Here is a 24,053-nt window from a genome sequence, read left to right as displayed (position 1 = left end):
TATAAATGCCGATATTTTTATAGAGTCATTCTAGAGAGGGATGCATGCGTAGGCAAGAAATCAATTATGAAAAAGTTGCCAAGGCCGCAGAAAAAATAAAAAAAAGAGGCATAGAGCCGTCTGTTAATGAAATTCGTGACGAACTTGGTTTAGTTGGGAACCATTCGCAGTTATCAATTTTGCTGGAAGAGTGGTATCACAATCAACCAGAATTTAAAAGAAAAAGTCACACACCTTTGACTGAGAATATTAATTTAAATACTGATGAAATTCGCGAAAAAAATGTTGAGCTTGAAAAATCAATTTCACTGTTACGGGCAACACTTGAATCCACCGCAGATGGTATTATGATGGTTAATGGACATGGAGCAGTTGTCGATTGGAATCAAAAGTTTGTAGAAATGTGGCGAATTCCTTCTTACATGATGGAGTCGGGAAAAGAAAGTATCAGTTTTGAATACATACTTGAACAACTTATTGATCCGCAATCTTTGATTGCTGATGTGCAATATCTTTATCAAAATCCAGAGTGGCAAGGTGAATTACCTGAGCTTCATTTCAAAGACGGTCGGATTTATGAGCGTTTTACACAGCCTCAGCGTGTGGGCTCACAAATAGTGGGGCGAGTATATAGTTTCCGTGATGTTACTCAAAAGAGGATGGCTCTCGATGAGTTGAGAATACGTGAACGTGCTATTGAAGCCAGCACACATGGTGTGGTGATTATTGACGTAACAAAAAATGAAAACAAAGTCATTTATGTCAATCGAGCTTTCGAAAGAATCACGGGATATGTGGAGCAACATGCTTTAGGGAAAGGTTTGCTTACTTTGCTAGGTTCAAATTTGGAGGAGGTAAACCATAAACGTATTGAACTGGCAATTAGGGAAAGCAAAGAAGAAACAATTGAAATGGAAAGCATAAAACGAAATGGAGAGTTCTATTGGTGTGAAATCAGCGTTGCTCCTGTTAAAGATTCTTTTGGCTATGTAAAACATTATATTTGCATTTTAAATGATGTGACTCAACGACGTGATATGGAAGATCAACTGTTGCTGCAAGCAACTTATGATTCCCTGACTAATTTACCTAACCGTGTCTTACTGATGGATAGAGTGGAGCAGGCTATTCTACAAGCAAGAAAGAACAAGGGAATTTTGGCTTTTTTATTTTTGGATTTAGATCGGTTTAAACTGACTAATGATACTTTGGGACACAGTATGGGTGATAAATTATTACAAGCCATTGCCAATCGATTACTCATTGTTACAGAGGATTTTGATACCGTTGCCAGATTGGGGGGAGATGAGTTTGTAATATTACTTACAGACATAGATAATATGCTGGAAGCTGAAACAATTGCACAAAATATTTTAAAAATTATAGAAAAACCTATTCAAATAGATCAACATAGTTTGAAGATTACAGGTAGTTTGGGAATCAGCTTTTATCCCAGAGATGGTGATGATTACGAATCATTGATGAAAAGTGCTGATTTGTCTATGTATCATGCGAAAGATACTGGAAGAAACAACTATCGTGTCTACGAACCTGAAATGAATAGGCGAGTTATTAATCATATGCAATTAGATAATGCGTTAAGAGATGCTTTAAAAAATGATGAATTATTTCTGGTTTATCAACCATTGATTGACTTAAAGCAATCCAGAGTAGTCGGATTCGAGGCTTTAATGAGATGGCATAGCAAAATATTGGGACTTGTTAGTCCGGCGGATTTTATACCCATGGCAGAAGAAAATGGCATGATTTTGGAAATGGGTGAATGGGCAATGAAGCAAGCTTGCATACAAGTAAAAGAATGGCATAAAGCTGGCTTTAAAAACTTAAGCATTGCGGTGAATCTTTCTGGACGGCAGTTTCGACAAAAAAACTTGCCGGAGGTAGTCTCGCGAGTATTAAAAAGCACTGGCTTGCAATCGAGGTTTTTGGAACTTGAATTAACGGAAAGCCTGTTGATAGAAGACATAGATCACGTTGTAGATACTATGTATGCATTGAAAGACATGGGAACCAAGTTAGTCATTGATGATTTTGGTACAGGTTACTCAAGCTTGTCTTATCTAAAACAATTTCCCGTAGATAAACTGAAAATTGATCGTTCGTTTATCACTGAAATGGTAAGCAATCAGAATGACGCGGCTATTGCCAAAGCGATTATTAACCTGGGCCACAGTTTAAATCTTCAGGTTCTTGCGGAGGGCGTTGAAAATGAATTTCAAAGAGACTTTATAACATCTCATGGATGTGACTATGCTCAAGGATATTTTTTTAAGGCTCCTGATACTCCAGAAAATATATTAGAATTTTTAAAAAGTTTATCTGAATCGAAAATAAAATAATGACTAATTCATTAAGTGAAGAATTCCTGTTTTCTCTCAAAACTAAAATCCCATCATAAGTCTCTCCAAATCGGTATGTTTTTTGCATACAAAGGTTAAATTAATCAAGTAGTTTCTGTTGGCTTTGTTTATTTTATCTTTTATGTTGTTTATATGAAGGGCAAGTATATAGAACAACTCAAAATGACAGGTTGAGACTGAGTTTTACTTTTATTCAAGCAATATATTGATTGAATTTGTGTATTTTTTAAGGAGATTCGGAATAGATGTCGTGTTGATATAGAATGGGTTGGGAGGATAAATGAAGCACATTACGATAATTGGAGCCGGGTTAGCGGGAACTTTATGTGGTTTATATCTTGCTAGAAGAGGCTATCAAGTAGAGTTGTTTGAATCAAGACCAGACATTCGTAACAGTCCCACTGATTATGGCCGCTCCATTAATCTTGCTTTGTCGTGCAGAGGAATTACCGCTTTAAAAGCAATGAACCTGTTAAGTGAAGTAAATAAAATTATGGTTCCAATGCGAGCAAGAGCTATTCACGAAGCCAATGGCGAGGTTCACTATCAACCATTTGGACGTCACATTGATGAATATATCAATGCTATTTCTCGTTCTGATCTCAATGCCTTGCTTTTAAATAAAGCGGAATTATGCCCTAACATTAAATTACACTTTAATATGAAATTGCACTCTCTTGATATTCATAATAAAAAAATTAAATTTGAAAATAAAAATGGTGATTTTGTTGAGGCCTCATATCATAGACTAATTGGAGCAGATGGTGCGCCGTCTCATGTAAGGGATATGCTGAAAAATGAGGGGATATTTAGTTCAAGCAGAGATTTTTTATCTCATGGATACAAGGAGCTTTCAATTAGCAAAAAACATACAAAAGGGATGGCTAGAGAGCATTTGCATTTATGGCCACGTGATTCGTTTATGCTATTAGGTAACCCTAATCCTGACGATTCAATTACAGGTTCTTTGTTTTTAGCTAATGAAGGGAAAGACAGTTTTTCTGAACTAAATAATGAAGAAAAATTACATTTATTTTTTAAAACACAGTTCCCAGATGCCTATGCAGCTATGCCAAATTTGGTTCAAGATTTTTTTGGTAATCCTACTGGACATTTGAGTACTATCCAATGCTCACCCTGGTACTATAAAGACGAATGCTTATTAATAGGTGATGCGGCACATGGGATAATTCCATTCTTTGGGCAAGGAATGAATAGCGCATTTGAAGATTGCCGTATTCTTGATGAATTACTTGATGAATACCAAGACGACTGGTCGCGAGTCAACCCTGTTTTTTATGAACAAAGAAAAGTGAATACCGATGCGATAGCGAAAATGTCTATGGATAATTATCATGAGATTCATTCAGACATAAGAAATCCAAAATTTATTTTACAAAAGCAGATTGAACGGGAGCTCATGTTGCGATACCCGGAACATTATGTTTCCATGCATGTTTTGGTTATGTTTACCAATACCCCGTATGCTAAGGCGATGGCAATAGGCGAGTTACAATCTGGCCTTTTAGAGCAAATTTGTTTCCCAATAACTGATATTAAGGAGTTAAATTGGCAGGAAGTAGAGAAATTACTTAGCGTATATGACAAAAAATTGGCGAAAATTATTTGATTTAATTTATCTCATTCATTTTAAATGAAATTTATAGTCAAAGTTTTGTCAGAAAAGATGGATTCAGGGACATTTTTTTGTCGCTACCTGAGGTTTTTTAGCGCAAAGAATAAAAAATAGCTTATTTTTTGTTTTATTATTGAACATTTTGATTAAAAAGATGGCATGCATTCTGCAGTATAAACTTGTCTAAATAAAGTTTATATGGAGTCTGTTATGAAAACTGTTCAAGCCTATATTGATTCAAAACAACATGAGTTCATGAATCATCCTTTCTTCAACCTTTTAGAAGAATTAAATAGTATAGAAGAAATCAGTTATTTTGTCCCGGAGTTAACATTTTGGGCAATGACTTTTCAAGATATACTTCGAATTAATGAAGAAAGAGTAACTGATCCTTACTTAAAGAAAGTAGCTCGACATCACAGATTAGAGGATGCAGGACACGAAAAATGGTTTTTAAGTGATAAAAAATACATGGGTGAAATATGTGATAACAAGGCCTGTGATCGCGATGATGTTGCCTGGCTATACAGTAAGGATTCCCAATTGGTACGTGATGCTGCCTATTCTATTATGTCTGAAATTTATAAAATAGAGGATGAGAATCTGAATATTGTCTTGCTGTTGACCCTGGAATCATCAGGACATGTATTTTTTGAGAAAGTTGTCAAACAAGTTAAAAAAACGGGTGAAGATAAAAATCTGAAATACTTCTCAAGTTCTCATCTTGAAGTAGAATTAGCACATGCTTTATTTGAAGAGGAAATGGAAAGAAAAGTATATTCCAGAAGATTACCAATTAGCACTCGTAGAGAAGCGCTAAGGATGGTAGATCGTTGCTATGATGCATTTAGCAAGATGTTTGATGGATTGATTCTTGCTTGCAATAAACGATTGGAATTGGCAAAAGAAAGGAATCAACATGTCGCAAAATCAGTGGAGTTCAGAGAAAATCAAGCAGTATAAGGAAGATACCGGACAAGCATTGCTCAGTGATGAGCAATCGCTTGTTTTATTTGGTCAGGATTTTGGCAAGCTCATTCAATCACAGCCGTTAGCTGTATCCGCTCCTCAAAGCATAGAGTCATTGCAATCATTAATTCTATTCGCCAATCAATATCACTTACCATTGACTATTCGTGGTAATGGTTTAAGTCAAGGTGGCCAATCATTGCCTGTTCCTGGAGGACTAACAATTTCTATGCAGTCTTTCAACAAGCCACTTGATTTGAGTGAAGATCTCATCTGGGTTGAGGCCAATACCAGTTGGAAGAATCTGCTTGAAAAATCACTACTGAACAATAAAGCCCCTTATGTGCTGCCTTATAACTGTAATTTGTCGGTTGGGGGTGTTTTATCTGCAGGAGGAATAGGGGCTTCCTCTTTTAAATACGGTGTTATTAATGCTTATGTTTCAGCATTGGAAGTGGTTGATGGTTTGGGGAGAAAGCAAATCGTTGAAAAAAACTCACCTCTATTTCAAGCCTGCCTTTCAGGGCAAGGTCGATTTGGTGTCATTACCAAGGCATGTATTCAGCTACGTTCAGTTCAGCCGCGCGTCAAAACTTTCTTTCTGGTTTATGCTGATCCGAATCAATGGTTTGAAGATATTTATAAAATACAAGGTAAAGTAGATTATATGGAGATATTTTGTTCTCCTTCAATTCAGGGAGCTCGATTGAAAGAAGATAAACGTGTTCCCATAGCTTATTGGTTGTATGGTTTGCACCTTTCTGTTGAATATGATCGGCATGCAGAAGATATTTTAGGGCAGTTAAAGCCATGGAATGTCCTGAATATACAGGAAGAGAGTATTTTATCTTATTTTTTAAGACATAACTCTCGCTTTGATATGATGAAGTTGACAGGGCAATGGGATTTGTTACATCCTTGGTATGAATGTTTTGTTCCTACCTCATTTTTAACAGGAGTACTGTGCCAACTGTTAGAGGAATTACCGCTTCACTATGCCAGTTTGGTTCATGTTGTTCCAATTGCCAAGCAAAAAGCCGGGTTTATGATGTTACCAGACTGCGATTCAATTTGTGAATTTATGATTTTAAATCCAGGGGTACCTTATTCCCTAGAGGAAAGTTGTCTGAAGGCTATTGAGAATCTCGATAAGCACTTGCTGCAAAATAATGGTAAACGCTATTTATCAGGATTCTTAGGTGCAGAATTACCAGACAACTATTGGCTAAAGCATTTTGGAGAAAAATACGACTCATGGGTAGGTTTAAAAAAACAGTATGATCCAGCAGGAATTTTTTCATCGATATTACATCCTATATAAAAAATAGTGTTGTGCAAACTCATGCTTCGTAACAGATATCAAGGCATGGTGATGCATAAAGGTATGAATTCAGCCTGGATAAAGATATATTATCTACAGGGCTTACGAAAACCCATATCTCTTTGTTAAAAAAAGTTTTTAATTCGGTCATTTAGTTTATTCTAAACTCCTTCATTAAAAACATTTTTTGCCTTGACCTTGGGATTTTTCGTAAGCTCTGATCCAGTGATCTTGAAGTGAGGGTGATAAAGATCTATTTTGTGGTAGGATGCTATATATCAATATTATTTAAAGAAAAGGATGAATTTGTTTTGATAGGTTTAACTGGGATTGGAAACGTATGAAATTTGATATTCAATTTTTGTTTTCAGCCAATTACGCTAAATGGATAATCATTAGTTTAATATCCCTGTTTGGTATTTTGATTATTTTTGAATGGATTTCCTTATTTTATCCATTGACTTATGTTAGGGCTATCCCTGTTTCAAATACAAAATCTATTGCTGGAATGAGAGAAGAGAATCTCAATTATATTTTCAATGCGTCCTTATTTGGAGTTTATGTTCCTGCAGACTTGAATGAGGATAATGTAAAACAATCAATGCTGAATGTTACTTTGGTCGGTATTCTTTTTGCGGACAAGATAGAAGAGTCTCAAGTGATTATACGATCTGCCAGTGGGGAAGAAAAAACCTATAATGTAGGAGATAAGATACCTGGTGGTGCAACAATTAAACGTATTATGCCAGGAGGAGTGCTTGTGGAAAGAGATGGCGCTTTAGAAAGTTTAAGTCTTCCGAAAAATGATTTAACCTTTGAACCTGTCGCTAAGCCTTTAAAAGAGGAATAAATGGCATGCAACGCATCTTTAAGTTATTCATTCTATTAATTTTTATTCCTATGATGGCTGCCTGTATTCATAGTACCTTAAATTTACGAGAAGGAATCCAATGCTTTAAAGCACAGGATTACAGGAAGGCATTCATTCGTTTAAAACCGGAAGCTGAAAAGGGAAATCCAGATGCTCAGTATGCTGTAGGTTATATGTATTATTATGGTAAAGGTGTGGTAGAAGATAGAAAAAAAGCCCGTTTCTGGATAACCTGTGCTGCAAGAGCAGGTCAGCCAGACGCCATAGTTGCTCTTGGAATTCTTGATCGTCAAGCAAGGCGGGATAGAGAACTATTTCAAGATAATAATTTGCAACATTTTCCCGTTGATAATGGTTTATAATTTTTTTACCTTAAGCTAATTTCCTTGATTCAAATGCTTTCTTAAAAACCTGGGTAAACCAAGCCAGGTTAGTTTTAGCTAACTGTGTGCGTTAATAATCAAAGAAGCCATGTAACAAAAATACACAAGCAAAAGTATCCCCCCAGCCCAGGAGGATGTTTTTTTTTGATAATAGTAATTTAAAAACAATAAAAGTAAGGTAATGGAAATCATCACTGGCATATCACGCCATAATACCACGCTGCTAATTTTAGTTGGGTTTAGTAATCCCGGTAGAGCCAAAATTAACAATAGATTGTAAATATTTGAGCCAATTATCGTTCCAATCGCTATAGAATCTTCTCCTTTGATAGCGGCAACAAGGGACGTTGTAAGTTCTGGTAAGGATGTACCTATAGCAATAATGGTCAAGCCAATGGTGAATTCACTTATACCAGCCCATTTTGCAATTTCAGATGCATTATAAACCAGGTATTTTGAACAAATAGGCAGAATCAATAAACCTATTGCGATACTCAATAAATTAGAGGGTGTTGAACGATAGGATAGTATCGCGGGTCTAAATTCATTAACTGATAAATCTCTTTTAGGAGAGTGATTAGCTAAATAAATGAAATAACAGAGTACTGCTATACATCCGATCAAAAAAAGGCAACCATCGATTGTGCCCAAATAACCATCAAGTATTAAGCTGTACGCAAACAGCATGACAATTACCAATATTGGGTATACTTTTTTTAGTTTATTAAAATGAAAAGATGTTGGTTTGATAAGGATTATAATTCCTAAAATTAAGCCAATATTTGCTATATTTGAGCCAATCGCATTTCCAATTGCGAGGTCATTTTTATCTTTTAAGGAAGAAATGATTGAGATAAATAATTCGGGGGCACTGGTACCCAATGCAACAATAGTTAAACCAATCATAAAGGGGGATAATTTTAAACGAATTGCCAGCCCTGAGGCACCAGCAACCAAATGATTGGCAGCCCAAAGAAGGGCAATAAAACTGATAATCAAATTCAGAATAGGGTTCATTTTTGTACTCGGTATTTTTTAGTGATAATAATACGAGAATGGTTTATAGGATATAACTTATAGATATTAAGTGTCACTTTATATTCGGGTTTTGCCAGGACTTACAACCCCTCCTTAAAATCCACATTAAAAAATGTTTTTAATTCAGACAATTAGTTTATCTAAATTCCCTCGTTAAAACATTTTTTGCCTTGATCTTGTTTTTCACAAGTCCTGTCTGTTTGTATTGATACCATAATGGCAGAAAAACTCTGATTTTTATGCATTGCAGCTCTCATGCTTCTATGTGTATTACACTACCATATTAGATCTTTAGATAAAAAATAATCATCGTAATGTGAAACAGCTAAGGTTGACGCTTAAAAAACTGCCAGAAGCTCATGTAATCATCATGTTAATTTAAAAGTGCTTATATATCATAAAATACGGCGAGTTCAGTAATCAACCCTTATAATTAAGGAGTTTATGAATGTGTTGCCAATTCTTCAAACTACATGCCAAGAATGATTTTCGGCATGTAGCTTGGAAGAACAAGCTGAGAGCATTTTTTAATGAATAGCCAATGAAGGCGGTTGAATTTCTTCAGTTGGCAGATGTTCTATCTCTAGATTTTTCTGCTCGGGTGATTTAGTTTGAGATACAAACATCAGCATACCCATGGTTGCAAGAATGACGCCCAGGATTTGTACGGCACTCTCAAGCTTGAATGATAGGGTAGTGTCGCCGGACTCCGAGTCTACTTTGAGACTATTGCCGATTAGACTGTTAATACCCTTTATCACATCTTCTGGTTGTATGCTTTTGATCTTTTCACACACAGCCTCATTTGCAGCCTTTGAAACATCCTTGGTAAAACGCTCAACAGCACCATTAAAATGATTCGACAATAATTCTATGCTTTGTTCAGAGTTTACGCCAATATTGCCCAACAATTTCTGCATTATACTGGTACTGCCAACCAGAGTGGTATTTGCCTCTGTTTTTTTCTTTGAGCTTAGCGTGGGGGCAGATATATCTTCAATGTCAGGGCTGTTTGTGGATAAATCATTACCATTATCTTTGGGGGTGTCATTAGATGAAGACAAAGCGTTCAACATTCCTTGTTTCAAACGATTAACAGCCGCTTTTATAACTACTTCACCAATAAACTCTTCTGTTGACTTCTTTAAATTACTCCCCACTTCAACAACTCTATTTTTAATTTCAGTTGAAAAATTATTTATGACACGCGAAACAGCAGATAATATTGACATAATGTTTACCTCTCTTGTTGAATGCAAATAAATAATAAGAAGAGAACATTAAGCGAGCATTAAGGAATTGTTAAGATTGAAATATTTCTTTACAAAAAAATGTAAATTAAAAGTAATTGTTCATTATTTATTAAATAATGAGCAAATAAATTACTTCTAAAGATTTTGTTAGATTGATATCGGCTTATGCGGACTTAACAGTTTATACATCTTTTGGTGGTTTTAAAACGGTTCTTCGCTAGGCGCTAGTCTCCATTAATTTGGATAGTATCAAGGTAGTTGGTTTGGCAAGACCTAAAGTTGGCAAGGTTTCTTTTGTAAACCATTGTCCTCTGGATTCAGAGATAAAATTATTCATAGACTCTATTCTTATGCTCAATGCTGTTATTTCCAAATGAAAATGGCTGAAGCTGTGTTTAAACCGGGTAATTAGCTTTGGGCTATCTCCCTGCAACCTGTAAAAGAGTTGGATATGCTCAATTGGGCAAGTTTGATTATTTATACTGGGTAAACACCATAAGCCTCCCCATAACCCTGTAGGAGGTCTTTTTTCCAGATAAACCTGTTTTTGTCCATTATGCAACACCAAGAACTGTTGGGATAATATTGGGCGCTGTTTCTTTATTTTTTTTGTTGGGTAAAGATGTTGCTTTTTATTATGAAAGGCCAGGCAATGATTTTTAACAGGACAGCGCAAACACTGAGGATTTTTATTTGTGCAGCATGTTGCACCTAAGTCCATAATTGCTTGTGTATAATCCGCACATCGTTCATTGGGCATACAAGAAGACGCAAGCCCCCATAATTTTTTTTTAACCTGGGCTTGTTCTGGCCAGCCTTCGATTAAAAAAAATCGAGACAAAACTCGTTTCACATTCCCATCTAAAATAGCAGCTGGTTTATTAAAAGCTTGTGAAAGTATCGCTGCTGCTGTCGATGGTCCTATTCCTGGCAGTTGAACTAAAATGTTCAGATCTTCAGGAAATATGCCACTATACTGGTCACTAATTATTTTTGCTGTGTTGTGAAGATTTCTGGCGCGATTGTAGTAGCCTAACCCCGACCATAGAGAGAGCACTTCATCCTCTTCTGCATTAGCAAGCAAAAAAACATCAGGGAAATGTTCTATAAAACGATTAAAGTAGGGAATAACAGTTCGGACTTGAGTTTGTTGTAACATGATTTCTGATACCCAAACTCTGTAGGGAGAGCGGGGTAATTGCCATGGCAAATCTTTGCGTCCATGCAGATCATACCAATCAAGCAGTAATTGACTGAAAAGTTGATTTAAAGAGTTTGTACTCAATGGATTAGCTCTTTAAGTGGTTTTTGTATTATTTTTAAAGGTTTTGTTAGAGCCGATTTGATCGCCAACGAACTTAATACAGGACTAATTGCTTTAAAATCTGGCAAAACTATGGGATTTTCAACTGTGCCAGATACTACCAGTGGGAAATAGCCGCCCAATGCTTGTTGAATTTTTTGCAAAGTATTGTCTGTACTATTGTCGTTTAACGTGGCCTTAATATTGGAGTTTATTTCTTGATTTAGCAGATTAATTCTCCCTTCTCCATTCACCTGGAGTTTGTCAGTCTGCAGCAAAAATGAATCACTGCTAATTGCTCCGGTTTGTAACTGGAATTTAAAATTTGCTAATTTAAATTTGGTATTGCCTTGCGTGTTTTTATTTTGATCCCAATCCGCTGATTGAGTCAGTTTTTTTATGTTATCTGGAGTTTCAGTCATAAGCGAATTAAGTTTTACTTTTAGATTATTAAGTAATTGATCAAGATTAATATTATAGACTTCTCCATCTTTAAGCGTAATGGTACCTTTACTAACAAGATTTTCAATACTGAGTGCTTTCAATGGTATTGAGGCATGAATTGAGTAATCTAAATTACCGCTAATTGCAGGATGTTTTAATAAAGAAGTGATTAATTGTTTTCCATCTAAATTGGTTGCAGTTTGATTAATTAACAATTGTTGTGTAGCGATCACATAGTCCATATCTCCTATCGACTCCCCATTATAGAGTGACAAAGTAAGTGGATTAAATTGGATATCTCTTTTATGAGTTTTAAGAGTGGCATTGATTTTTTTGATAGCAAATTGATTTAATAAAATATTTTGTATTTGCAGTTGGCCTTCTATGGAAGACTTACTAATTCCTGAATTGAGTTCATCAATAATTGAGGGAGATAGACTAACTCGACCTTTAAAATTAATATTAGCTTTGGCTGTCTGTAAAAAAGCAGCATCAGTCAGCTTGGCTTTAATCTGTACTGAAAAGGGTGAGTTTTTTAAATTAAATTGCTCCGCTCCGATTTGAATATTTTTTAAGACAGTAGAATGCCCCTTACTGTTAAGGATAATTTGTCCATGGCTTAATAATAATTTTTGAATGGCAAATTGCTCATTGGGGTACGTTGTTGTGTTGTATTGATTAGCGTTTTTTTCAGAAGCGAGAGGCTTTTCATTATTTTCTTGATTGATAAATAATTTTAGGCCATCAATGTTAATTTCACTAAATACAAAATGTCCTTTCAACAAAGGAGTAATTTTTAAATTTAATAGCAATGTATCAATCAGAAGAGAATAATTATCATTTAAATTTTCATTACCTATATGTATCTTATTGAATTTGAGCCCAGGTCTTGGGAGCAATTGCCAGGAAATAGTCCCATCAATTTGGCTTTGCTTATGAGTGATTGCTGTGATTTTATTATTAACCAATTGCTTAAGGGTTTCGGGTTTAATATTTTTTGCTAAAATCCATAAAGTAATTGATACAAAAATCATTAAAGCAGTAAAAGCAAGTAGAGTTTTTCCTAGCAATTTCATGGGATAGAACCAGAGTTTAAAAACCAAAGCATATAGATAAAGGAGCTTCTGTCAAGAAGGATTTAAGACTATAGGTATTTATTCTAACAAATTGAAAAAATATTCTCAAAAAAACTCTGTTTAACTCTTGAAACTATCATATATGCAAATTAGACTGAATAAGAGAGATTTTTTTTTGGACTTTTCAGTTAATGTATTACCAGAATTTTTGTTGATGTACTTAATCTTGGTTCTAAATTTAACAATATCAGGGAGTTTTTAAGTCTTTGAAAGTCAAGTGTGACTTCATGCGTATTTGTGAATAAAACTCTGTATTAGTCAAAATAGTGACTAAGATTCTAAATTGAGATGAGACGTTGATTTTAATAGTTGAGATGTAATCAGGAGGAGTTAATTAAATCAAGGAGAGCCTCATGCCTCAAAGACAATCTGAGATAGTAGTGTTGAAGCCTACTAATTTATTTTTATCCTTTCTAGCGTCACAATTACCAGAAGCTAATTTACCCAGCTTAAAATTATTGCATACTGACAATACGGCTTATGTTATTCCCAAGCATGATTCTGACGATGGTACTCTTAACGAGATCGAAAAGCATTTTCCTACAATGTTCAGACATGAAATTTGTCGTTGGTTGGGGCATTCTGCACATAATGAAATTGAATCAAGTTTTCTTGATTTTCTGTGTTGTTTTAAATTTGAGTTACATTCTCATATTATTTTAATGGAACCTTCTTTAAAAGAAGGGCACCAGATGTTGAATATCAAACCTCGTTCAGCGCTTTTAGAGTGGATGAAATGTGCTGTTGAAGATCAAGAAGGCCTCTCTGATGTTATGAGTCGGGTGAATTTAGCTCAGATAGCAGAAAACTCAACGGTTATTGTTAAAAACTTCACAACTATCAAAGATGTAAAGCCATTTATGAAACAGTATTTTAAGCCAATATTTGAAACGACTATGAGCCGGATAAGCGGTCAATCAGTACAATGGCCACAAGTCAATTCATTTCAATCTTTCAGTCGGTATTTTGCTGTTGAAATACACACCCAATTGATACATTTGCACTATTAAGGAGTTGACTATGGAACCAGTGACTATAGCCCTCATCTGTGCGGCGTCGTTTGGAGCAGTTGTAGCATTATCCGCATTTATCAGACAGCTATTATTAAGTAGAGATAAAAATTTAAATGATGAAGCACAGAGAAAAGCAATAAATCAGGAAGCCGGTGAACTTGAGAAAATGAGAGAGCAGATGCAAAGCAATAAACGATTTGATTCTCATTATAAAGTTCTTGGCGCGAATAAAGATGCGATCATCTACCTGGATAATAAAATTGAGGATATTTTACGTAAAAAAGCTCACTTAGTGGAGCGTTATGCACAAGTATCTCTCAAGGAATCAGGGGCCATAGTTGAGGGTGAGATCTCGACAGAAAGGAAGGATGCCTGTGACAGGTTAAAGAAGGAGATAGATGAAGAAATAAAATTCTATGATAGTGAATTGCTGCACCTGCAGCAAAGACGAACTTCATTGTGGGATACTCATACGGATTTACAAGAATATTTGTTGGGTCAGGAAAAGTCTCGCAATGAGAGTCTGGATCATCTTTACAAGCAACATACAGCACTTTTAGAAAAAATATATATTCGGCATACTGATGACAGTGAAAATATTGCAAAACAAAGTATTGATGCAGGAACCACCTCATTTAAGGCGATTATTTTGGCGCCTATACAATTCTTGCTGCAATATTTTAATATTTCATCAGGTATTAATTTTGACCAATCCAAATTGGAGAATGCTGCGCGAGATGATGTTGATAAAACTGAAAGTGATATCAATGATTCTGAGAATAGCGATGATGAGATTTATAGCGATACCGATGCCAATTCTGACGATGAGTCTAATCGTTCAGATAATGAAGACTCTCGGGATGAGTCGGATTCTGAAAATGATTCAAGACTAATTTTTGCATAAAAATTGATCTTTTGAGTTAATTGGTGACATCTATGAAAGGATATATTACAATAGGATGCTTGTACTTAATGATATTCCTAGAATAATTCATGAAAGTCTTTTGTCTGGGTTTGGGCTTGCCATTAATACGGAAGGTTTGAGTTTAGAGACAGCAGACATAAGATTTATGTGTCTGTTTTTTCTAAACATAGTATTAGCTAAAAAAGGATTAAACAGTGGTCTACATAAAACGAGATAAGGATGGTCGGATTTGTGCCGTATATAGCCAGAAGACCTCAGATGTAACGGAGCAAATTGACATTAACGATGCAGAATTTGTTGATTTTTTGTTGCGTTGTGAGAGCGACGAAAAATTAAAATTTCTACAATCCGATTTGCAATTGATTCGTGTACTTGAAGATTTGATTGATGTTTTAATAGATAAAAATATCATTACTATTACAGATTTTCCACAATCAGTAATTGATAAATTATTAGTGCGACAGGCATTTCGCAAGAGATTTGCAAGCCGTGCAGGTATGGAGTTAAATGGAGATGATGAGACAACAACGTAACTTATTACTTATTCCTTTTATTTTATGTTTTATTCTGGCAAGACCTGTTTTTAGTTTAAACCTGGATGCTCTTCTTCCAGATGAACGAAATACAGTTGAAATATTTCAAAAAGCCTCATCCAAAGTTGTTTATGTTCATCGATTGGCAAATGCTACTGTTCAGCGTCGTTACTCATTACAAAAAACACATATTCCTGATGGGGCAGGCTCCGGTATTATTTGGGATAACAAAGGCCATGTTGTAACCAATTTTCATGTCATTAAGGGTGCTGATGACATAGCAATCACTTTGGGAAATATGACTGTCCCTGCCAAAGTGATTGGTTCAGAGCCTCGCAAGGACATTGCAGTCCTTGAAATTAAATCACTCAAGGCTCTGAATTATTTGAAATCATTTCAGCCCTTTGAAATAGTCTCTCTTAATGATCTGATCGTTGGGCAAAAAGCGATTGCGATTGGGAATCCTTTTGGGTTAGATCATAGTCTATCAAAAGGGGTGATCTCCGCTTTAGGGAGAAAAGTCCCTGGTATAGGCGGGGTAACAATTTATGATATGATCCAGACCGATACCCCTATCAATCCGGGTAATTCAGGGGGGCCTCTATTAAATAGCGCAGGCCAATTAATTGGTATGAACACCATGATTTATTCACGATCGGGTTCTTCTGCAGGTATTGGTTTCGCAGTTCCCGCGGAAGATATTCAGAAAATTGCATCTCAAATTATTAATCATGGCCGAGTGGTATTGTCTGGTATCGGTATTCAACGAGTTGAGCCACATCTTGCTGAAAGGTTGGGAGTTAAAAAGGGTATTTTGATTGCTGATGTGGTGCCTGGAACTCCTGCAGACAAATTGAAGTTACGAGGTACTCACAGAGATCAATGGGGGCGTATTGTTTTAGGGGATGTTATTGTGGGTGTTAATGCACATCCTGTCCCAAATTATGATGCTCTGTATAATTTGCTCACGGAAATTAAGGTGGGAGAGCAAATTACTGTTTCAATAATAAGGAATGGTAAGAAAATGGATGTTAAAATGAAAACAATTGATATTGCAGCGCTTTAACTCTCTTCATTTTTTCTAACTATTATTTCCCCGGAAAGGAATAATGCGTCAATCCGGGGTTCACTCACTTTTCTTAATGCTATATGATATAGTTCAATAAATAGAATGAGGCTATCAGGATGTTACTAAATAGAGCGGATTCTCTTTTGGTCTTGATTGATGTACAGGAAAAGCTAACCCTGGCAATATTAAATCTCGATCTTTTTTTAGCTCGATGTGAATGGTTACTAAAATTAGCCAGAAAACTGGACGTGCCTGTTCTAGCCAGTGAACAATACCCTAAAGGTTTAGGTCGAACCGTTTCTCCTTTAAGCTCTTATATCAATCAAGAAGAATGCATTGAAAAAATTCATTTCTCATGCATGCAAGAACCACAATATATTAACCTCCTGAAAGGATATAATAAAAGCCAGCTTATTCTTATCGGAATTGAGGCTCATGTATGTGTGCTTCAAACGGCCATAGAAATGAAGGGCTATGGATTCGATGTCTTTGTTGTTGTAGATGGTGTGAGCAGCCGCTCTGAGTTTGATTTAAAATACGGTCTAAAAAGGATGAAACAGAATGGGATCCATTTGATAACCGCTGAAATGGTACTGTTCGAGTGGTTAAAACAAGCAGGTACGCCAGAATTTAAAGCGATTAGCAAAGAATTTTTACAATAGACCATTTGCATGGCCTGATTATTTCCTTTTATTGCTGTGTTGCAAACGTTTCTGCGGCACTCATTTACTGTATGTAGGCTCCTTCCTCAAAGCGGTTTTGCGCTTTGCCTTAAAAAAATATGCAGGTTTGGCTAGAGGTCTAATAGAATACTGTTTTTAAGTGAAATAAGAAAATTGGAAATTGAAACCGTAGAATTTTGGAGAAAAAATGAATTTCGATAATCAGATTGCACTAGTAACTGGTGGTGTCTCAGGTATGGGTAAGGCTTGTGTACAATATTTACAACAGCATGGCATGAAAGTTGTGGTCTGGGATAAACAGGAAGGCGCCTCAAATCAAGCGGAACTGTATGTTGCTTGTGATGTAACTAGTGATGAATCTGTTGAAAAAGCAATGCGACAAACTATCTCTCAGGTAGGAGTACCAAGGGTTTGTATCAATTGTGCGGGAATTGCTCCTGCAAAACGCATGGTAGGAAAAGAAGGACCAATGCCTTTGGAATCATTTAGACAAGTAATAGATGTCAATTTAATAGGTACCTTCAACGTCATGCGAATAGCTGCACATGCCATGTCAGGATTGGAGTTGGACAACAAATCTCAGGAGCGGGGTGTCATAATCAATACAGCTTCCATTGCTGCTTTTGAAGGACAAATAGGACAGTCTGCGTATAGTGCGTCAAAGGGTGGAATAGTATCAATGACCTTGCCAGCAGCACGTGAATTAGCTCAATTTGCAATAAGAGTAAATACAATTGCGCCGGGGTTAATAGCAACTCCTTTGCTTTTAAATATGCCTCAAGAAGTTCAGGACAGTTTGGTTGCAACAGTGACTTTTCCCAAACGCCTGGGTAGACCAGAGGAATTTGCTTCACTAGTAGGTCATATTATTGAAAACCAGATGATTAATGGAGAGGTAATTCGTTTGGATGCGGCTCTCCGTATGCGTTGAGTGGCTATGCCTGGCGCATCATACCGGAGAGCTATTTTAAAAAATACCAGGGGTTATATTTCTTATGCTTCTTCATGGTGACTGCTTTCGGAAGGGGTTTCCAAATTCCCGTTAGAAGTGTAAACACTCACAGCATCAGATTTATTTCCCGACAAGGCGTTGACAATTTGTTGACGGGTATACATGTTATTCGCTATGACTTGTCCATTAATGGTATTTAACTCACGACATAGGTTTAATTTCTCTGCAAGAGTGTTATTTAAATGATTGATTTGAATGCCATCTTCTGTAGCGCAATTTTTGAGAAAATCAGACAACAGGAGTCCATGAGGTTTGTCGCCGGGATTTGATTCTTTTATAAGATCTACACGTTGTTTGGCACTAGCCTCTAATTTAGTTGATAATTCCTGTTTTTTCTCGGCTAATGTCTCCAGCTGATTGAATTGACTGGTAGAAAGTATCTCTTTTTCTTCAGATAATAAAGTATTGAGTTCCTCTACCCAGTTTATTTCCTGTTCTAATTGGGTTATTAATGTTTTTGCTTTATTGTTATTATTCATCGAGTCGTCCTGCAGTTTAAACCATCTCTACACTATTTAACATGCCATGTGCAATCTTGTTGCTATCAATTTCATACTGCCCAGATTGAATTTCAGCTTTGAAATACAATACACGTGCCTCATTGATTTCAGGTAAATCTTTAAGAGATGCTTTTAAAGCTTCCAGTTGCTTCGATGTACTACTTAAATTGACGCTATCAGCAGAGTTATTTTCCAGAACGAGGCTTTTGGCTTCTTTGTGTTTTGCATTGATACGATTGTCCATATCTATATGCCTTAAATTGGCAGAGTCATTAATTTGGTTAACCATATGAATATCCTCAATCGTATTTATCATGATTATCGGCTCCTTTTGCAATTTCTTTAGTAAATTAAGGTTGATTTTTAATCTTTTTTCCAAATTTTTTCTTAAAAATTAAAACATTAGTTAAAAGGTAACTTTCACGGTTTTCTTTCCTGTGACTTGAGCTTCAATAATTCGTTTTGAGGAAAGATTTTTTACTTTTACAGAGTCTCCTAGCGCCCCCTCATCCATTGCAATTCCATCCATGCTCACTGTTAAGTTGTCATGAGCGGCTATTATAGATACCTGTTCTCCTTTATGGACCAGTTTGGCTAATTCAATATTGAAAGGGTTAAGTGGGCTATTAGGCGTGATATCATGCTTGCATACCAATCCAATAAGCTCTTTACTGTCAGTAAAATATCCTTGTTTCAGTTTTTGAACATCAAGCTCGGTTTGATATATATCTGAATTACTAATTTTTGTACCTTTCAGTAAAGCTCGTTTTGCCACAAGTACAGATTTAAATATAGTTATTTTGACAGGTATATATAAGGTCCAGTGATTGTTTTCCTCCAAACATTTGATTCCCATTGTGCTGGTATTGAGCATGGGTGTTTGATAAGGGTTGAATACTTCAAGTTTATTATCATCACAAACTTTTAAGTTTAGGCGAGGATCAATATTATCCGCCGTAACCTGAATTTTACCTTCAGTATAGTTTGATAATTCATTGAGGGCGTATTGTTCTATTTTATTTTTTAATAATTCGAGAGACTGACTTGATTCTGAAAATAAACTGGTGCTTGCAAAAATTAAGAAAAAGCTTAGTATGCACTTTTTCACGACATAAACTCCCTTAGTCTATTGATTTTTTATATTGAAACGCACTATGCCCCAAGCAAGTATTGCGCCAATTTTAGGAGTATATCATGAGACCTTGTTATTTTGTTTGTATATTGGCTTTATTTATGTTTGCGATGCCAGGGTACTCTGAGAATCATCATCCTCAAGAGTTTCTAAAGTCAATTGCTGGCACAAAAGATGAAGGGGAAAAAATTTTTAATCATTTTTGTGTTAATTGCCATGGAACGAAACCAATGATTTCTTTAGGAGCCCCTGAAATTGGAAATGAAAGAGCATGGAGGGCAAGATTGAAACAAGGAATGGAAGTGCTTTTTAAACACACCGATGAAGGGTTTAATGCCATGCCTCCCAGAGGAGGATGCTTTGAATGTACTGATAAACAGCTGATTCTAGCTATCATTGCGATGGTTCCCAAACAGGCTCAAAAAGGACTATTAAATAACCTTTTAGATCATAAATAATACAAACAGTAAAAAAATTTTATAAAAAAGCCTAAACTTATTCAAAATGCTCCCGATATAGTTAAAAAGAGAAAGAGGGAGATAGAAAGTGAAACAACAAATACTGCTAGTTCCAGTTTGTGTCTTGGCTGCCTCTTGTGCATCCATGGATAGATCAACGGCCATAGTCGATGATGCGGGTTATACCCATTACACTATGAGTATGGAGTCCGATAGAAAGGGCTCTAATTACTTTCCTGAGAAAAGACAGGCCACAGGAAAAAAAGTATTTATTTTTGATCCTAAAGCTACGGCCTGGGCAGCTTACGATGCCCAGGGTAACCGAGTTAAAACCGGTAGTGCTTCAGGGGGAAAAGATTTTTGTGAGGACGTAGGTAGACCCTGTCGGACTGTAACAGGCAGTTTTAGAGTTTATTCCAAGAAAGGCGAGGAGTGTACCTCCAGTATCTATCCAATAGAAACTGGCGGTGGAGCAAAAATGCCTTATTGCATGCATTTTCATGGGGGTTATTCAATACATGCTGCCTATGAAGTTCCCAACCATAACGCAAGTCACGGCTGCATCCGGGTTTTACCAAGCGCTGCAAAATGGTTGAATCAAAACTTTATTGATGTAGGAACTTCGGTAATCGTTAAACCTTATTAATTAAGTAAAGATTCTCCACTACTCCCCGCTAATTGCGGGGTTTTTTTATTGGGTGATTTTATTATCTTATTCTGGCAAAAAGACAATGGTTTTATGTAAAAGTCCAGCTAAAGTTTGGGTTGGGATGAAAGCGGATTCAACAATAATTTGAATCAATAATATAGAATGCTCTCAATACAAGTCTATTTTCCCGGGATTGCTGAATTATTGTCTTAGACCTATAATCACAAATCACCAATTATGCCATTTAAAAAGTAGATCTTAATAATGATTCTGTGTATTGATGTAGGAAACTCTCATATATATGGTGGAGTATTTGATGGAGATGAGATTAAACTCCGGTTTCGTCATACTTCCAAGGTAAGTACTTCGGATGAATTGGGCATCTTTCTTAAAAGTGTTTTACGTGAAAACAATTGCTCTCCTGAGACAATTAGAAAAATTGCTATTTGTTCAGTAGTACCTCAAGTGGATTACTCATTGCGGTCTGCCTGTGTGAAGTATTTTTCAATTGATCCTTTTTTATTACAGGCAGGGGTTAAGACTGGATTGAATATCAAATATAGAAATCCGGTTGAGGTTGGAGCTGACCGAATTGCAAATGCTATTGCCGCCACTCATAGTTTCCCTAATCAAAACATTATTGTTATTGATTTTGGTACAGCAACTACTTTTTGTGCCATTTCTCATAAAAAAGCTTATTTAGGTGGTGCTATTTTGCCAGGGCTTAGATTATCCGCTGATGCTTTGTCAAAAAATACTGCAAAGTTACCTTCTGTTGAAATTATCAAGACCGAGAGTGTAGTTGGGCGTTCTACCATAGAAAGCATTCAGTCTGGAGTCTACTATGGTGTCCTTGGTGCATGTAAAGAATTAATTCAAAGAATACATCATGAAGCGTTCAATGGCGATCAAATACTAATTTTGGCAACAGGGGGATTTGCGTCTTTATTTGATAAGCAAGGTCTTTATGACCATCTTGTCCCAGATTTGGTTCTCCAGGGGATAAGATTGGCTGCTATGATGAATACTGCCTGAGCCAAACAAATTCTCAACCGCTCACTTGCAAAATCTGCCTCTTTCATTTTATTGTTGCGTTGCAAATGTTTCTGTGACGCTTATTTACTCTGGCAAACCCCGCTCATCAAAACATCAGGGCTTTCCCTCAAGCAAAATAATCAGATGATGCAAGAGAGCTAATAACTGTGCGCATACAATTGGTTATTAATCTTTCTTAAAGATCAAATAAATAGCAATTCTGGGGCTTGCCTCTTTAATCCATAAAAAAATTGCTCCAAAAGTGGTATTTCAGCTTGACGTGTGTAGAAATGTGTTCCTATAGTGTAGAAAAGTGGGTTAAAATAATAAAAAAGTGGAGAATTGTGGGAGAGTAATTCTCCTTCACTTGGGAAATAATATGTTTCGTGGAATTAATGCCATCACCATAGACACTAAAGGGCGCTTAGCTATTCCGACGCGTTACAGAAGTGCCTTGGGTGCAGAGGAGAAAATCCCTCTCGTGGTGACTATTGACACCGAAGAAACCTGCTTACTCCTTTACACAGCAGCACAATGGCAAATTATCGAAGATAATTTGCAAAAGCTGCCAAGTTTTAATGCTGCAGCAAGACGAATTCAACGTCTGTTAATCGGGCACGCCACTGATGTGGAGGTTGATGCGAATGGACGAGTACTTTTACCCACAGTTTTAAGAAATTATGCAAAGTTAGAAAAAGATGTCGTGATGATAGGCCAGGGAAATAAATTTGAGGTTTGGAATAAAGAATTATGGGAATCCAAGCGCGAGCAATGGCTGGCAGAAGAAGCGTCCATGACGGATGGATTACCCGAAGAAATGAAAACGTTTTCTTTATAACGGAAAGAGAAATGGCAAAGCATCAATCTGTTTTATTACATGAATCAATCAAAGGTTTGGCTATAAAAGCTGACGGTATCTATTTTGATGGAACTTTTGGCCGAGGAGGCCACAGCCGCGAGATTTTAAATCATTTAAGCGATAAAGGAAGATTGTTTGCAATAGATAAGGACCTTGATGCGGTGCAATATGCCAAGGATTATTTTGGTTTGGATAAACGATTTCAAATTTTTCACGGTTCATTCGCGCAAATCAAAGAGTTTGCGTCACAAGCGGGAGTAATTGGGGACGTTGATGGTATTTTGCTTGATCTGGGAGTGTCTTCACCTCAGTTGGACAATCCAGAAAGAGGTTTTAGTTTCATGCTGCAAGGCCCTCTCGATATGCGAATGGATTTAACTCAATCAATTAATGCTGCGAATTTTGTCAATGAAGCAGAGGTCAACGAGTTGGCTCATGTATTCAGGGTTTATGGTGAGGAACGATTTGCAGGCAGGATTGCAAAAGCTATTGTTGATGCAAGAAAACTAAAACCAATAACAACCACTTTGGAATTAGCGGAAATTGTTAAAGAAGCAAACCCCAAATGGGAAAAGCACAAACATCCTGCAACCCGGGTATTTCAAGCGATTCGAATACATGTCAATCAGGAACTAACCGATTTGAGTAATTGTCTAGAGCAATGTCTGGACGTGTTGGGACCAGGAGGACGCTTGGCCGTTATCAGTTTCCACTCTTTGGAAGACCGAATAGTTAAACAATTTATGAGAGATAAAGAGCAAGGTAACAGGCCACCTGTTGAAGTTCCAATCAAATACGAAGAACTAAAGACCAATTTTAAAAAAGTAGGTAAAGCAGTTAAACCACAGAGTAGCGAAATAAAGGAAAATGTTAGATCTCGAAGTGCAGTACTTAGGATAGGGGAGAAATTAGCATGAACGCTGCAGCGAAAGTCATTAATCAAGGTAATTTATTTAATGGTCAATTGGCAGATATGCAAATGTCAAAATCACTCTATATGTTGATAGTATTGTTAGCTGCCGTACTAGTCAGTGCTTTTGCAGTCATATATAGCACTAATTCCTACAGATTAACTCTCAGTCAAGTGCAACAAGAGGAACAGCAAACCCATTTTTTACAATTGCAATGGGGACAATTGTTATTGGAACAGGCCAGTTTGGCAACTCCAGCCCGGGTTGAGGAATTAGCCAGAGAAAAATTGGGAATGACTTTACCAACTTCTGCAAATACGCACTTGCTGTATCCTCAATAAGTGAGTCGTTTTGGAGGAGTTAAAGTGTTTCCATATTTTGAGTTATAGGTAAGAACTAAGGATCTGGTGAAGGATAATCTACGTCTAAGAGCATCAAATTAAAGATTGAATAATGAAATTTCAAAGGATTGGATAGAGCAATTAGGCGCAATGCGGAGGAAATCACCTCGAAAAAATTGAAAGCTTCATGTACACTTA

The 24,053-nt window shown here is 36.4% G+C and carries 25 protein-coding genes; 18 read left to right on the top strand and 7 right to left on the bottom strand.

Annotated features, from left to right (window positions below; translation table 11 throughout):
- Positions 1 to 44 precede the first annotated feature (44 nt).
- From OQI99_RS07360 to OQI99_RS07335, 6 genes are all read left to right on the top strand, one after another.
- On the top strand, positions 45 to 2,360 hold the full coding sequence (locus OQI99_RS07360; protein ID WP_265731610.1) for an EAL domain-containing protein: 2,316 nt from the start codon (positions 45 to 47) through the stop codon (positions 2,358 to 2,360).
- Between the two features lie 301 nt (positions 2,361 to 2,661).
- A complete protein-coding gene (locus OQI99_RS07355; protein WP_265731609.1) occupies positions 2,662 to 4,011 on the top strand; it encodes an FAD-dependent oxidoreductase in 1,350 nt (449 codons plus the stop codon).
- 216 nt (positions 4,012 to 4,227) lie between these two features.
- Complete coding sequence (locus OQI99_RS07350; RefSeq protein ID WP_061512938.1) at positions 4,228 to 4,980, top strand: hypothetical protein; 753 nt, start codon at positions 4,228 to 4,230, stop codon at positions 4,978 to 4,980.
- Positions 4,937 to 6,307, top strand: coding sequence for an FAD-binding protein (locus OQI99_RS07345; RefSeq protein WP_265731608.1), 1,371 nt, complete (start codon positions 4,937 to 4,939; stop codon positions 6,305 to 6,307). Before OQI99_RS07350 ends, OQI99_RS07345 begins: the two co-directional genes overlap by 44 nt.
- 340 nt (positions 6,308 to 6,647) lie before the next feature.
- Entirely contained in the window at positions 6,648 to 7,157 is a 510-nt protein-coding gene (gene lspC / locus OQI99_RS07340; RefSeq protein WP_061512940.1) for a type II secretory system protein LspC, read from the top strand.
- A gap of 5 nt (positions 7,158 to 7,162) precedes the next feature.
- A complete protein-coding gene (locus tag OQI99_RS07335; protein WP_061512941.1) occupies positions 7,163 to 7,540 on the top strand; it encodes a tetratricopeptide repeat protein in 378 nt (125 codons plus the stop codon).
- 78 nt (positions 7,541 to 7,618) lie between these two features.
- Here OQI99_RS07335 and OQI99_RS07330 read toward each other — a convergent pair whose 3' ends face one another.
- The 4 genes from OQI99_RS07330 to OQI99_RS07315 all read right to left on the bottom strand — a co-directional run bounded on the left by OQI99_RS07330 (position 7,619) and on the right by OQI99_RS07315 (position 12,675).
- Positions 7,619 to 8,578, bottom strand: coding sequence for a calcium/sodium antiporter (locus tag OQI99_RS07330; RefSeq protein ID WP_265731607.1), 960 nt, complete (start codon positions 8,576 to 8,578; stop codon positions 7,619 to 7,621).
- 548 nt (positions 8,579 to 9,126) lie between these two features.
- Positions 9,127 to 9,858 (bottom strand): Dot/Icm T4SS effector Ceg18, encoded by a 732-nt coding sequence (ceg18, locus tag OQI99_RS07325; RefSeq protein WP_265731606.1) that lies wholly within the window; start codon positions 9,856 to 9,858, stop codon positions 9,127 to 9,129.
- 211 nt (positions 9,859 to 10,069) lie between these two features.
- Positions 10,070 to 11,137, bottom strand: coding sequence for an A/G-specific adenine glycosylase (gene mutY / locus OQI99_RS07320; protein WP_061512944.1), 1,068 nt, complete (start codon positions 11,135 to 11,137; stop codon positions 10,070 to 10,072).
- Positions 11,134 to 12,675: an AsmA family protein gene (locus tag OQI99_RS07315; RefSeq protein ID WP_061512945.1), complete on the bottom strand. Its 1,542-nt coding sequence runs from the start codon at positions 12,673 to 12,675 to the stop codon at positions 11,134 to 11,136. The genes mutY and OQI99_RS07315 overlap by 4 nt, the downstream gene beginning before the upstream one ends.
- Positions 12,676 to 13,088: 413 nt before the next feature.
- On the opposite strand from OQI99_RS07315, the gene OQI99_RS07310 reads away from it, so the two are divergent.
- The 6 genes from OQI99_RS07310 to OQI99_RS07285 all read left to right on the top strand — a co-directional run bounded on the left by OQI99_RS07310 (position 13,089) and on the right by OQI99_RS07285 (position 17,889).
- Positions 13,089 to 13,745 carry a hypothetical protein gene (locus tag OQI99_RS07310; RefSeq protein WP_061512946.1) on the top strand — a complete coding sequence of 219 codons (657 nt, stop codon included), beginning with the start codon at positions 13,089 to 13,091 and terminating at the stop codon, positions 13,743 to 13,745.
- A gap of 10 nt (positions 13,746 to 13,755) precedes the next feature.
- The gene (locus tag OQI99_RS07305) at positions 13,756 to 14,652 is read left to right on the top strand and encodes a hypothetical protein (RefSeq protein ID WP_061512947.1); all 897 of its coding nucleotides are present in this window, start codon (positions 13,756 to 13,758) and stop codon (positions 14,650 to 14,652) included.
- A 215-nt stretch (positions 14,653 to 14,867) separates the two neighbouring features.
- Positions 14,868 to 15,206 carry a hypothetical protein gene (locus tag OQI99_RS07300; RefSeq protein ID WP_061512949.1) on the top strand — a complete coding sequence of 113 codons (339 nt, stop codon included), beginning with the start codon at positions 14,868 to 14,870 and terminating at the stop codon, positions 15,204 to 15,206.
- Positions 15,181 to 16,272: a S1C family serine protease gene (locus OQI99_RS07295; RefSeq protein WP_080447232.1), complete on the top strand. Its 1,092-nt coding sequence runs from the start codon at positions 15,181 to 15,183 to the stop codon at positions 16,270 to 16,272. Before OQI99_RS07300 ends, OQI99_RS07295 begins: the two co-directional genes overlap by 26 nt.
- A gap of 119 nt (positions 16,273 to 16,391) precedes the next feature.
- The gene (locus tag OQI99_RS07290; RefSeq protein WP_061512950.1) at positions 16,392 to 16,937 is read left to right on the top strand and encodes an isochorismatase family protein; all 546 of its coding nucleotides are present in this window, start codon (positions 16,392 to 16,394) and stop codon (positions 16,935 to 16,937) included.
- A gap of 208 nt (positions 16,938 to 17,145) precedes the next feature.
- Entirely contained in the window at positions 17,146 to 17,889 is a 744-nt protein-coding gene (locus tag OQI99_RS07285) for an SDR family NAD(P)-dependent oxidoreductase (RefSeq protein ID WP_061512951.1), read from the top strand.
- A gap of 62 nt (positions 17,890 to 17,951) precedes the next feature.
- Here OQI99_RS07285 and OQI99_RS07280 read toward each other — a convergent pair whose 3' ends face one another.
- The 3 genes from OQI99_RS07280 to flgA all read right to left on the bottom strand — a co-directional run bounded on the left by OQI99_RS07280 (position 17,952) and on the right by flgA (position 19,578).
- Positions 17,952 to 18,449, bottom strand: a complete 498-nt coding sequence (locus OQI99_RS07280) for a flagella synthesis protein FlgN (RefSeq protein ID WP_014843589.1) — start codon at positions 18,447 to 18,449, stop codon at positions 17,952 to 17,954.
- A gap of 16 nt (positions 18,450 to 18,465) precedes the next feature.
- Complete coding sequence (gene flgM / locus OQI99_RS07275; RefSeq protein ID WP_265731605.1) at positions 18,466 to 18,786, bottom strand: flagellar biosynthesis anti-sigma factor FlgM; 321 nt, start codon at positions 18,784 to 18,786, stop codon at positions 18,466 to 18,468.
- A 90-nt stretch (positions 18,787 to 18,876) separates the two neighbouring features.
- Complete coding sequence (gene flgA / locus OQI99_RS07270) at positions 18,877 to 19,578, bottom strand: flagellar basal body P-ring formation chaperone FlgA (RefSeq protein ID WP_265731604.1); 702 nt, start codon at positions 19,576 to 19,578, stop codon at positions 18,877 to 18,879.
- An 86-nt stretch (positions 19,579 to 19,664) separates the two neighbouring features.
- Here flgA and OQI99_RS07265 point away from each other — a divergent pair, with 86 nt between their 5' ends.
- The 6 genes from OQI99_RS07265 (at position 19,665) to ftsL (ending at position 23,855) form a co-directional block, all read left to right on the top strand.
- Positions 19,665 to 20,060 carry a c-type cytochrome gene (locus OQI99_RS07265; RefSeq protein WP_265731603.1) on the top strand — a complete coding sequence of 132 codons (396 nt, stop codon included), beginning with the start codon at positions 19,665 to 19,667 and terminating at the stop codon, positions 20,058 to 20,060.
- 88 nt (positions 20,061 to 20,148) lie between these two features.
- Positions 20,149 to 20,706: a L,D-transpeptidase gene (locus OQI99_RS07260; protein WP_265731602.1), complete on the top strand. Its 558-nt coding sequence runs from the start codon at positions 20,149 to 20,151 to the stop codon at positions 20,704 to 20,706.
- A gap of 267 nt (positions 20,707 to 20,973) precedes the next feature.
- A complete protein-coding gene (locus tag OQI99_RS07255) occupies positions 20,974 to 21,744 on the top strand; it encodes a type III pantothenate kinase (protein WP_010946646.1) in 771 nt (256 codons plus the stop codon).
- Positions 21,745 to 22,123: 379 nt separating this feature from the next.
- A complete protein-coding gene (gene mraZ, locus OQI99_RS07250) occupies positions 22,124 to 22,582 on the top strand; it encodes a division/cell wall cluster transcriptional repressor MraZ (protein WP_265731601.1) in 459 nt (152 codons plus the stop codon).
- An 11-nt stretch (positions 22,583 to 22,593) separates the two neighbouring features.
- Positions 22,594 to 23,520 (top strand): 16S rRNA (cytosine(1402)-N(4))-methyltransferase RsmH, encoded by a 927-nt coding sequence (gene rsmH, locus OQI99_RS07245; protein WP_265731600.1) that lies wholly within the window; start codon positions 22,594 to 22,596, stop codon positions 23,518 to 23,520.
- A complete protein-coding gene (gene ftsL, locus OQI99_RS07240; RefSeq protein ID WP_265731599.1) occupies positions 23,517 to 23,855 on the top strand; it encodes a cell division protein FtsL in 339 nt (112 codons plus the stop codon). Before rsmH ends, ftsL begins: the two co-directional genes overlap by 4 nt.
- The last annotated feature ends 198 nt before the right edge of the window (positions 23,856 to 24,053 follow it).

The organism is Legionella sp. PATHC039, assembly GCF_026191275.1.
GTDB classification, from domain to species: Bacteria; Pseudomonadota; Gammaproteobacteria; order Legionellales; family Legionellaceae; genus Legionella; species Legionella pneumophila.
This window is presented reverse-complemented; position numbering and strand designations above follow the sequence as displayed.